The 11,284-nt window shown below is 47.6% G+C and carries 13 protein-coding genes and 1 pseudogene; 2 read left to right on the forward strand and 12 right to left on the reverse strand.

Annotated elements, in window-relative coordinates:
• The 12 genes from Q0200_RS09890 to Q0200_RS09945 all read right to left on the reverse strand — a co-directional run.
• A partial coding sequence (locus Q0200_RS09890; protein WP_297940805.1) for a hypothetical protein occupies positions 1–314 on the reverse strand: 314 nt, incomplete at its 3' end.
• A gap of 132 nt (positions 315–446) precedes the next feature.
• A complete protein-coding gene (locus Q0200_RS09895; RefSeq protein WP_297940807.1) occupies positions 447–623 on the reverse strand; it encodes a hypothetical protein in 177 nt (58 codons plus the stop codon).
• 82 nt (positions 624–705) lie between these two features.
• Positions 706–1,017 (reverse strand): tyrosine-protein phosphatase, encoded by a 312-nt coding sequence (locus tag Q0200_RS09900; protein WP_297940808.1) that lies wholly within the window; start codon positions 1,015–1,017, stop codon positions 706–708.
• A complete protein-coding gene (locus tag Q0200_RS09905; RefSeq protein WP_297940810.1) occupies positions 968–1,141 on the reverse strand; it encodes a hypothetical protein in 174 nt (57 codons plus the stop codon). The genes Q0200_RS09900 and Q0200_RS09905 overlap by 50 nt, the downstream gene beginning before the upstream one ends.
• Positions 1,142–1,808: 667 nt before the next feature.
• Complete coding sequence (locus tag Q0200_RS09910; protein WP_297940811.1) at positions 1,809–2,264, reverse strand: DIP1984 family protein; 456 nt, start codon at positions 2,262–2,264, stop codon at positions 1,809–1,811.
• A gap of 19 nt (positions 2,265–2,283) precedes the next feature.
• Entirely contained in the window at positions 2,284–2,964 is a 681-nt protein-coding gene (locus Q0200_RS09915) for a GNA1162 family protein (protein ID WP_297940813.1), read from the reverse strand.
• Positions 2,954–3,508 carry a DUF4810 domain-containing protein gene (locus tag Q0200_RS09920; RefSeq protein WP_297940815.1) on the reverse strand — a complete coding sequence of 185 codons (555 nt, stop codon included), beginning with the start codon at positions 3,506–3,508 and terminating at the stop codon, positions 2,954–2,956. Before Q0200_RS09920 ends, Q0200_RS09915 begins: the two co-directional genes overlap by 11 nt.
• Positions 3,509–3,517: 9 nt before the next feature.
• Positions 3,518–4,186 (reverse strand): CsgG/HfaB family protein, encoded by a 669-nt coding sequence (locus tag Q0200_RS09925; RefSeq protein WP_009495029.1) that lies wholly within the window; start codon positions 4,184–4,186, stop codon positions 3,518–3,520.
• Positions 4,187–4,293: 107 nt separating this feature from the next.
• A complete protein-coding gene (locus Q0200_RS09930; protein ID WP_366118616.1) occupies positions 4,294–5,661 on the reverse strand; it encodes a DUF1266 domain-containing protein in 1,368 nt (455 codons plus the stop codon).
• A gap of 519 nt (positions 5,662–6,180) precedes the next feature.
• Positions 6,181–7,344 (reverse strand): exodeoxyribonuclease VII large subunit, encoded by a 1,164-nt coding sequence (gene xseA / locus Q0200_RS09935; RefSeq protein ID WP_297940819.1) that lies wholly within the window; start codon positions 7,342–7,344, stop codon positions 6,181–6,183.
• On the reverse strand, positions 7,338–8,054 hold the full coding sequence (ubiE, locus tag Q0200_RS09940; protein WP_297940821.1) for a bifunctional demethylmenaquinone methyltransferase/2-methoxy-6-polyprenyl-1,4-benzoquinol methylase UbiE: 717 nt from the start codon (positions 8,052–8,054) through the stop codon (positions 7,338–7,340). The genes xseA and ubiE overlap by 7 nt, the downstream gene beginning before the upstream one ends.
• A gap of 11 nt (positions 8,055–8,065) precedes the next feature.
• Entirely contained in the window at positions 8,066–9,484 is a 1,419-nt protein-coding gene (locus Q0200_RS09945; protein WP_297940823.1) for a CHAD domain-containing protein, read from the reverse strand.
• A 143-nt stretch (positions 9,485–9,627) separates the two neighbouring features.
• Here Q0200_RS09945 and serC point away from each other — a divergent pair, with 143 nt between their 5' ends.
• Positions 9,628–10,704 carry a 3-phosphoserine/phosphohydroxythreonine transaminase gene (serC, locus tag Q0200_RS09950; RefSeq protein WP_297940825.1) on the forward strand — a complete coding sequence of 359 codons (1,077 nt, stop codon included), beginning with the start codon at positions 9,628–9,630 and terminating at the stop codon, positions 10,702–10,704.
• 255 nt (positions 10,705–10,959) lie between these two features.
• A pseudogene (locus tag Q0200_RS09955) lies at positions 10,960–11,284 on the forward strand (hypothetical protein); the annotation flags it as partial.

Raw genomic sequence — 11,284 nt, forward strand, 5'->3', positions numbered from 1 at the left:
CTGCGTAAATTTTCAAAATGCGCCGATCTTAAGCTTTTCAGCTCGCGCAGAGGCGAAAGGTCGCAAAATCCCGAGACGTATTCCAAAACGAGCTCCTGCAAAAGCGGCAGTTCGGCGAGAAAGTTGGTATTCTTCACTTGAGCTCTCGTAATGCGCAGACGCTTAAGCTGCCTAAGCCTAGATATCGCGGCGATCTGCTCCTTGCTCGGAAGATGCAGGGTAAGCTCCTGCAGATCCCCACACTCAAAAATCTGCTCCCAAAAAGGAGTATCCGCCCCGATAGTAGCGATCTGCAAGCTCTGCTTATCCGTCACGGGCCCGTTTAGCGCAAATGCAAACGCTCGCGGTTGGGCACCATCGCCCAGTAATCGTCCTTTCGATCTATCAGATCCGCAAAGTGATGTATCATTCGTAGTCTCCGTTTTTGAAATTTTAAAGCGCGAATTTTATCGCGCAAGCGGTGCGCTAAATTTGAGCCCATCTATCGAGCTCGAAAACCCTGTCGCCTTAAAATTTAGGCTCGCCGCGGCTCGGTCCGCAAATATCTCCGCCACAATAGCTAGCCGCAGTAGTTTGCCTTTAAATTTAAGCTCGCCGGGCTCTAGTAAAATTTTAAGCCACATAAGCTTTTGTTAAATCAAACTCACGCGCTTCGAATTTACAAATTTCGCCGCCGTTTGAGCGGGCGGGAAAATAAAATTTCGTCTAAATTCCAAGCTCGGCTCTTATGAGCGCTTCGTTTTGCGGCGTCAAAAAGCCCGCGATATCCTGCCACATGGAGTGAAAGCCGTATCCGCCCTCTATCATCTCGCTACGCGCGGCGTCTAGGCTCCAGCCCTGATAGATCACGCGGTACATCGCCACCACAAGGCCCGTGCGATCGGCTCCGTGATAGCAGTGCACGAGCACGGCACCCTCCTTTTGGCGCTCACGAATGGTGCGCAAGACGTCTGCGATCTGTGCGGGCTTACTCCTGGCTTTGAAGCGGCTTGTTTGCAAGCCAAAATTGATCCCCAAACGCCCTTTTATCGCCGCCTCTGCTAAAATGGCGCAGATTTACGATGCTTTTGATGCCTAGTTCGTGTAGCTTCGCGGCGTAGCTTCCATCAAGCTGCGCGCTGCGAAACAGCAGCTCATCCACGCGGGAAAAATTTTTCGCTTCGTCAATGAGAGTTGCTTTTTGAGATGAGTTTGAGCTTGCGCCGTGCGCCGCGGTATCCGTATCTTTAAAATGCGCGTCTTTAAATTTGGCGTCTTTTGCGTCCGCGAGATTTTGTTCCGCGCCGCTCGTTTCTTTAAAATTTATGGAATTCGCTTCTGTCGCAAGCTCCGCATTTACGCTCGTTGCAAAGAAAAACGCGATCGCTAGCGCGAGGGTTTAAATTTCAAATTTCATCCTTTAAATTTGGCCAAATTTTATGATTGTTGTAAAATTTGACGCCAGACGGGTCAAAATGCGAAATAGCTAGCGCGCCTAAATTTAGCGTAAAATTTGAGCGTCAAATCCGCCCAAATCCGCCGCCAAATTTTACTGCAAGCCCGCAAGCCGCGCCTCAAAAATCAAAATTTCGTTTCAAATTTCCCCGTTCCCGCCCTGGGTATCACTAGATCAGCATTAGGTAGTTACATTGCACATTTACGTTGCCCTTATAAATTTACTGAAAATAAATCGTAAAAGGGGTGCGCCCGTTTCCGCGAGCGCTATAGTTCCGTTGTAGGGAAGGTTTTCATGCTCGCCTCTTGCGATACTTACCCGAAATTTTAATTTTCGCAAAATTCTTTCAAATTTCGCCGCTAAATTTGACGCTTTAGTCGATCAGCTCAGTCTGCCAGTTCGCACCTTGCAGCGTCGTGTCAAGCTGTCTGATCTGTTTTGCTAGCTCGTCCACCTGCTTTTGCAGCGCCGCGACGTCGACCGTGCTTAAAATTTTAATCTCGCTGCGCGAATAAATCTCCACTTTTTGCGCGGAAGCTTGCGCGAATGTTCGCAGCGCTCCCGCTTTTAGCGTGAGTACATCGCGTTTGGCGATTAGCTCGGTTAGACTCTTGCCGTCTGCCTTTGCGGTGCAGTTGGTTAAATTTATCCGAACGATTAGCCGCTCAAGCTCGCTTGTGAGCGCGTCTAGCTCGGCTAGCAGCGCCTTTGGCTCTTCGCTGGGCTTATCGCCCTCTTGCACCTTCGCGTTATCCGCGAGCCTTGATTTTAGCTGCTCGATGCGTTTTTGTATATCGGCGCGCAGTATCAGCGCCTCGGCTAGTTTCATTTTCGTCCTTTTTTCAAATTTATTTGCCGCCGCCAAGCTGCCTATCCTGGCTATATCGCGGCGAATACGGGCCGTAAAGCAAGCAGTCTCGGCAATCGGTGCTAAACAAGATCGCGTCCGCGCGTGCCGAGAGATCAAAGCTCGCGTCCGAGACCGAGTCGGCGATCTGTTTAACTAGCGCGGAGACTAGCATACCGATGAGATCGCCTCCGCCTCCGCCCGAGTCGTTTGCAGCGGTGGCGCTTTTTTGCCAGAGTACGGCGCCAGTGTTTAGATCCACTAGAGTCGCCGCTACGCTCACGCGCGTTACGCTGTTAATCAGCATGTACGAGGTGCCGTAGTCCGCGACGTTGAGGTAGAGCGCGGCATCGGCGCCAAATATCTGCTTTAGCTTGTGCGCAGAGATCTGCGCGATCTCTGCGGCGTCGTAGATGCCGTTGTTTTTAAAGGTCTCGTTTACGAGCGCGGGCGAAAATACGTAATACCCAGCCTCGCTAAGCGGATAGAGCGCGTTTGCCAGCACCGCCGCGGAGGCCTTTATCTCGGCTGAGTCGCTGGTGGGCATCACGACGACGATCGAGCGAGGCTTGGTCTGTAAAAACGCCGAATAGTCGTAAACCTCGGGCTGCGAGCCTGCGCACGCGCCCAGAAACAGCACCGCAAACGCGCCAAGAAGCGCCGATTTTATTTTATTTTTCATTTTGGCTTCCTTTTGCGCTCTTGCTCGTTTTGGCTGGTTTTGCTTGCTTGTTTTTCAAATTTTGCTTGCTAGTTTGCTCGCCTAAATTTGAGCCTTTGTCGCTTAAATTCGGCTCGCTCGCGCCTGCTTTTTCCTTCGTCTGCTCGCCTAAATTTGCCTCAGTTTTGCCTGCCGCGCCCTTAGTTTTGCTATTTTGATTTAGCAAAAACATCGCGTATTCGCGCGACTCGGGGTAAAGCTCGGCTTCTTTTTCGACGTAGGCTTTAAATTTCGCCCCGTTTCCTTGCGAAAGATAGAGCAGGCCTAGATGCGCGTGCAGTCCGGGCGGAGCTTTGGCAGCTCTTTGATAGGCTTTTTGCAGGCTTTCCTCGAGTGCGGCGATCTGCGCGCCCGCGTCGCCCTCTTCACTTAGATACTCGTAGACCGAGCTCGTGTAGGCGCCATCCCAGTAGTATAGCTGCCTAGGCGAGTCGTCCGCGCAGCCCGAGAGTAGCATGGCGGCGGCGGAGGCGAGCGCGAAATTTGCTAGAGTTTTAAAGCGCAAAATTTATCCTTATTTCGCGTTAAAAGCGCCGCTTTCAAGCCCGCGCGTTAGGTTATTTACGGCCTCGATGATGGCTAGGCTTAGCACCTTGCCGTTTAGCGTCGAATCATATCCCGCGCTTCCGCCAAAGCCCAGCACCTCGCGATTTGATAGTTCATACTCGCCGGCACCCTGAGTGGAATAGATCACCTCGGAGTTTTTCACGTCCACGACGTTAAGATTTACCTTCGCGTAGGCGGTTTGGGTTTTGCCTTTGCCAAGTATCCCGAAAAGCTGGTGATCGCCAGTTGTTTTACGGCCAAACTCCGTCACGTCGCCCGTGATGACGTATCTTGCGCCCTTGATGTTTTGCGCCTCTTTGTTTAGCGCGCTTTCTTCTTTGATGGCGCGCATGTTGCTGCGGTCAAGCACCGAAAAGCGTCCGCTTTGTTGTAAATTTGAGATGAGGATGGTTTGGGCTTGGTTACCTAGTCTGTCCTCGCCGTCTGAAAATACGCCGTTTTGGTATGAGGACTGGTTGCTAAAGCGGCCGATCGAGACGGCGATCTTTTGTCCTTGATAGTTGGTGTTTAGGGTTTGGACTTTTGGCGTTTCAACCACGCGCGATCTCTCCGTTGCGCAGCCGGTTATCAGCATCGCGGCGCACGCGGCTAGTAAAAATTTTACGTTCGTTTTCATATCGCTCCTTTAAATTTTGATTTGCGTTATTATCTTATCTGTTTTATGCTTAAAAATAGGTACCGCAATCGCCCGTCCGTAAAATCTTTGCATGGCTAATCTTTGCGTTAGCTAAAACGCTTTTTTAGATTGTTAAAAGCTAGCTCAAGGGCCTTTACTTCATACCCAAGCTCTTCTATGACCTCTTTTCTAAGATTCAAGTTCTCGGTTATAAAATCAGAAAATTTTAGCGATAGAACAAAAACATCTTCGCTACTAAAGCGATATTCGATATCCTCAAACGTAAAAACTTTTGCCGAAAATTTAACGTCCGCCCAAGCTATCCTTTTTACTTTTAAAAACCCGTTTTGAAAATAAACGGCTTTTGTCGTAATTAGGGCGTTTTTAAAGATGATAAGCGGCAACTCTATCGGTAGTTCGTTTCTTTTTAGTTCGAGCTTGTGCCGTTTTAAAAATTTATTCGCCGCCCCAAATAAGCTATAATGGCTATTGCGTTTGGCCTCGTTAAAATGCGAAACGCAAGCGTAAAATATTTCGAATAATATGCCGCTTGACGAATCTTTATATAAAGTATCGTCGCCTTGAAGCGTAGTAAACGGCGTTACGATGTCTTTTTCGGTTTCGCTAAACAGATAATCGGTCTCTAAATTTCTAAACGGAGCGTAAAACTCCTCATAAAAAATATTTAGAATTTGCGTAAAATCCTGAGTATTTAAGCCGAGTTTGGCGCACTCTCCTTCGTAATATTTTCTCTTTTTCTCATAAAGCTCGTTTTGCTCGCTGGTTTCATTTTTGCCTAGGCGCTTTTCTAGAATAGGAACCAGCTTTTCTTTCGCATTCTCTACGCTGTTCTCCCAGATGCCGCTCATTTGAAATATATCGTAAGGAAGCGTTAGGGCGTTATAAGTGAGCCTAAGATTGCTTATTATTTCATAGTCGTCATCGTCGTCTTCGTCGTTCTCTTTTTTCTCAAAGCTGTTTTTGTATAGCTCTCCAAGCATAAAGCCGGCGATAAATTCGTCCCAGCCGTTAAATTCGTTAAGAATTTTTTCACCATAGAAATTTACGATTTTTTCATATTTTTTTTGCTTCAAATATAAATCCTCAAAGCCGATTATCGCCAATGCTATTATGGATGCGTAATCGTAAGCTCTTATGTTTTGTTTTTTGCAAACGGCGAGTATATCGCTCGTATCGGCGCAAAATTCGATAAATTTGCGTAAATTTTCATTTTTATAAAAATCCTCGGCGATTTGCATAAATTCGGCTTTTTTGTCGGCAAAGTCATCTTCGTTAAAATCGTCTTTATCAAAGGATACGCCGAAATTTTTAAACTCTTTTTTTATCTCCTCATCGGTTAAAATTTTATTAAATCCATCAAAGCTTAGTGTCTCAAGCTCGTCTCTTATTTTATATAAAAAGTTAAATAAAATGCATTCGTAAATATGCTTGTCCAGCTTTTTTATATAGTCCATAACATCTTCTTCTAAGACTATATGGTAAGTTTCCCGCAGTGCGTTTGGGGATCTGTAAAAACCACTCTCGTAGTCCTCGGAAATACAAAAAAATCGTTCTTTTAACAGCTCCTTGCAAAAGAAAACGTTCTGCAAATCATGCGCTTTAAGAGGAAAAGCGAAAATGTTGTTGGGGTTAAAAACCTTATTCATTACATTGCTCCTTAAATTTATTTTTAATAACTATTATTGCGCCGAGTTTACGATTTATAACGATAGCGCAAAATAAATCAAACCGCGTCATAAGCCGTAAATCGCTGTCAAATTTGATGTGCTTTGCGCTTAAATTTAACTCAAATTTGGCCCGTGTCAAATTTGCCCGAGGCGTCGCGCGTTAAAATTAAAATTTAGCTTGAAATAACGCCGAATTTGCCGCTAAGTAAAATTTAAAATCGGCGCCGACAAGTCTAATTTATCAAAATCGTCGTTTCGCGAAAGTCGAATTTGATCCAAAGCAAATCCGCAAGCGCGCGGAGTCGCTTACAAAATTTCCGCCTCTTTGCTTGCGTTTACCGAGCTTAGAGCGATGCGGTCGCCGGGTTTTAGCTCGCTTAGATTTACGGTTTTGCCGTCCTTTTGTACTCGGACGAAATTTGAAATCTGCGCGAAAAAGGACTCCTGCTGCTCGTATGCGGCGCGAGCGAGCTTGAGCGCGTTTTCAAATTTGAGCAGTTTGGTTTGTGCGGCGGCGTCTAAAGCCTGCCGTAAATTTAGCAAAATTTGCTCCTTGCGAGCGATTTTTTGCGTGAGGCTTGCTTGAGAAAATCTCGCTCTCATCATCGCCAGAGCGTTAAATTTACGCTCCCAAACGCGCATAAAAGCCGCGTCCGTCGCCTCGCTTAGCCTATCTATGCTTTGCATTAGCTCGCCCATATCGGGCAGTAGCGTAGCCATCGCCGCGCTTGGAGTCGGAGCGCGAAAGTCTGCCGCAAAGTCGCTGATCACGTAGTCAATCTCGTGTCCGACGGCTGAGATCACGGGCGTGCGCGCGGCGTAGATCTCGCGGGCTAGATTTTCGTCGTTAAAGCACCATAGATCCTCTCTGCTGCCGCCTCCTCGCGCCAACACGATCGCGTCAGCGCCGCTTGCGTCGGCTCTTTTTAGTGCGCGTATGAGCGAGGCGGGCGCGGTTTCGCCTTGCGTTAGCGAATCAAAAATTATGATTTCCGCCAGCGCCCAGCGTCCGTGCGCGATACGCAGCATATCTTGCAACGCGGCTGATGTTTTTGATGTTACGAGCGCGATCTTGCGCGGAAATTTTGGTAGCGGTTTTTTGCGCGAGATATCAAAAAGCCCTTCGCTCTCAAGCCGTGCTTTTAGCTGTTTAAACGCAAGCTCGAGCTCGCCCTCGCCGCTGGGGCGTATGAGAGTCGCGATAAACTGATAGCTGCCGCTTGGCGAGTAGAGCGAAATTTTGCCGTAGAGAGCGACTTTCATGCCATCTGCTACGTCAAATTTGAGCTTAGCGGCGTTAAATTTATAAATGACCGCCGAGATCGCGGCCTTTTCGTCTTTTAGCGTGAAATACCAGTGTCCCGAGCCGTGCCTCACTAGCCGCGAGATCTCGCCCTCTACCTCGACGTACGAAAACGTCGTCTCAAGCAGCGTTTTAGCCTGCTCGTTTAGCTCGCTGACGCTTAGCACTCACGGGCCTTTTGCGCGATGAAAAGGGTAGAAATATCCATCGAAAAGCTCTTACAAAGGCGCATATCAAAGCCCGCGCTAGCAAGTTCGTCCGCAAAGCTTTTCGCGTCTAAAAACCCCTCGATCGAGCTTGGCAGATACTCGTAGGCTTCCTGATTTTTGGAGATAAAGCCGCCGATTTTAGGCAAAATTTTACCTAGATAAAAGTCGCGAGCACCCGTGAGAATCCCGCTTTTTTTACGTTTGGTAAACTCAAGCACCACGACGTATCCGCCCGTTTTTAGCACTCTGTTAAACTCTCTTAGCGCGGCCTCGCGCTCGACCACGTTTCTTATGCCGTAGCTGATACTTAGCACGTCCACCGAGCCGCTATCAAGCGTTGTTTGCGTCGCTAGCGCCTCGATAAATTTAAACTCGGGAAATTTTTGTTTAGCGACCGCGAGCATGCCGCTTGAGGGATCGACGCCGATTAGATTTTCGATTTTTGCGTTAAATTCGCCCGCCATCTTTTGCCAAAAGCCCATCATATCGCCCGTGCCGCATGCGACGTCGACGATATTTACGCTTGAGTCTTTGAAATTTGACAGAACCGTTTTGCACGCGATCTTGCGCCAGCTCACGTCCGCACCCATGCTCAGCACGCGGTTGGCTAGATCGTAGGTGGGCGCGATGTCGTTAAACATCTGAACTATTTTTTCTTGTTTTTCCATTTTTTTCTCTTTTAGATATAGTAGATTTTTAAGCCGCGCGAAAGCTTTGTGAGGCTTTTTAAAATTTTAGGCTTTGAGTCTAAAATTTCGCTTCGCAGCTCGTAGATTTTTTTGTAAATTTTAGCTTGGAGTTTGTCTATTCGCTTTTGCTCGGCGCCGCTTTTTACGTGCGCGAGCAGGCCTAGCCAGATGTCGGCGTCTTGTAGCGAGCCAAAGGTTTCTTGTAAAATTTTGCTCTTTTTAAAGCATTTTTTAGCTGCAGCAAAATCAAAACCGCCACCAAAAATCTCGCTTAGATACCTTAGTCTTTTTATCTCGATGCGGCACTTGTGAAACTGCGTGTTTTCGGTTGTTTCGCTCAAATTTGAGAGAGATTTTTTGAGGCGTAAAATTTGAGCTCGCATGGACTTTGCGGCGAGTTTTTTTATCGGCGCGTCTCCTAGCTCGCCTTTAAAAAAGTCGCTTCCCTCGCGTAAAAATACCTCCCAGTCGCGCAAAATTTCGTTCGCTTCATCGCTTTGTAGCTCGGCTTGGACGCTTTTGGCTAGGGTTTTGCTTAAATTTTCTAGCTCGCTAGCTAGCGTTTCAAAGCCTTTTTGCTTTTGCAAAAACTTGCAAAATACGTCTATATTGCGCTTTTGATTAGTTAGCTCGGCTAGTTTTTTAAAATTTAGCAGAAAATAGCAAGCCGTTTTTCGGTCGAAAACGGGAGTGAAAATTTTAAGTAGCGAGCGCGTTTTGCGTAGATTTACGCGGATCTGGTGCAGCGCCTCGGCGTCGCTAGAGCTCGTGTACTCGCTTAAGTGTTTATGAAGCAGCGTAAAAATCTGAAAAAACACCGTCCGCATCGCGTCCATCGCGCCGATGTAGCTTGGTAAATTTAGCTCTAGCTCAGGGCCGTTTTGTAAAATTTCAATGCTTTTTTGCGCGTCAAATTTGCCCTGCGGCAAGCCAAAAAGCGATAAATTTTTATTTTTATAGCGCTCATCCTCCGTGACCTCGCTATCTATGTGCGCGGCGATAAACTCAGGCAGGCTAAACTCCGCGGCTTCGCGCTCGCTTGCAAACTCGGCCTCGAAAGTAACAAGCCCCTCTAAAGCACCGTGAAAAATATCGACGTTGCAAGCAATGCCATCAAGTCGAAATAAAAATCTCGTCTTTCTTATCGGAGCGGCGACTGCGTTTTTTAGGGCTTTTTTAAAGCTTTTGGCGTCCGCTTCGCTCTCATTTTCCTCGCGCGCTAGACCGACGCCTGATTTTTGCGTGATCGTAAAAACGCCAGAAGCCTCGCGAAATCTAATCTCCTCAAGCGGAGTGATTTTGACGTAAATTTGCGTCACATCTTTTTGCTGGACGTCGATGTCGCGGGCTTTTAGCTCGTTTATGATGGCGGCGTTACGCAGGATAAATTTACGCTCGATCTCTATCAAATTTCGCTCCTTAATATGAAAAATTGTATCAAAAGGTAGCTTAAAGTGTAAAATTTGCGAGCTTTTGCCGCCTCCCTTGCGACGCAAAATGATTTTTTAACGCAAATCACGCTAAAATCAGCTCAAATTTGAAAGGAGTTTGGATGAATAGAAAGCTAAATTTTAGCGCGGGCCCTTCGGCTCTGCCTCTTAGCGTGCTGGAACGCGCTCAAAGTGAGCTCACCGACTATCAGGGCAAGGGCTTTTCGATAATGGAAATCAGCCACCGAAGCAAGATTTTTGAAGAGGTGCACTACGGCGCGATGGCCAAGGCGCGCGAGCTATACGGTATCGGCGAGGAGTTTGATGTACTATTTTTGCAAGGCGGCGCGCATTTGCAGTTTGCGATGATACCGCTAAATTTAGCCGCCAAAGGCGTCGCGCAGTACGCAGACACGGGCGTCTGGACGAGTAAGGCGATCAAAGAGGCCGCAAACGTGGGCATCGCTTACGAAGTGGTCGCTAGTAGCAAAGAGACCTCCTACGACCGCATCCCTGAGGTCAAATTTGACGACGCCGCCGCATACGGCTACGTCTGCACTAATAACACCATCTACGGCACGCAGTACCGCGAGCTGCCTAGCTCAAAGGCTCCGCTAGTAGTCGATGCGTCGAGCGATTTTTTCTCGAGGCCGGTTGATTTCACGGACGTGGGGCTGCTATACGGCGGCGCGCAGAAAAATGCCGGCCCAAGCGGCGTAACCGTCGTCATCATCCGCAAAGATATGCTGGAGCGAGCCTGCATGGAGCGCACCCCAACGATGCTTCGCTACGATACGCACGCTAGCGCCGCGTCGCTATACAACACGCCGCCGACCTTTGGTATCTATCTACTAAATTTGACGCTGGGCTGGGTGCAAGAGCAGGGCGGTCTAGCGGCGATAAACCGGATCAACGAGCAAAAGGCGGCGCTGCTTTACGGCGCGATCGACGGTTCGGGCGGCTTTTACAAAGGTCACGCGCAAAAAGATAGCCGCTCGCTGATGAACGTTAGCTTTACCATCGCAAACCGCGAGCTGGAGGCGGCCTTTATCTCCGAGTCCGAAAGTGCGGGCATGCTGGGACTAAAAGGACACCGTCACGTAGGCGGCATCAGAGCCTCGATATATAACGCCGTGAGTATCGAAAATGTGCGGACTTTGGCTGAGTTTATGAAAGAATTTGCTAGGAAAAACGGGTAAAATCGGGTAAATTTAAAGGGGTGCGCCGCGCGAAATTGGATTTGTTTCGGGTAAATTTAAACTCGCGGCTAAATTCGGCGGTGCGTCAAATTTTGCTTTTTACTCAAATTTAAGCGGCTTTGGCTTGACGGCGGTCGCTTAAATTCGCTTCGGTTTTACGGCGAGCCGGTCTAAATTTGCCGAGCTAAATTTGGCTCTCTCGCCTTTTGTTATCCATTTTAAATTTAACTGCGTGAAGCGAAATTTGGAGAAAATTTGAGGAACTACGACGAAAATCCGATAATCATAAACGACTACGGCGCGCTGTTTTTGATGGGATATTATATTATTCTTTACTCGATTATCGTTTTTGTATTTGCTTTTAGCGACTATGGGCTTTTATACCGCATTTATCTTATTGCTTTGCCTGCATCTTTTTTATTATTCTGCCTATACAATACATACGTTTTCGCGCCGCGAGTTTTTAAACAAAAACCAAGTTTTTTTAGATTTTCTAGCGAGCAAATTTATCATATAGAGTATGTCTACGTAAACAAAGTAGAGAGCGAGGAGAAAATCACCCTCGTAAAAGACGTGGAAA

The organism is uncultured Campylobacter sp. (genome assembly GCF_938045225.1).
GTDB lineage: Bacteria > Campylobacterota > Campylobacteria > Campylobacterales > Campylobacteraceae > Campylobacter_A.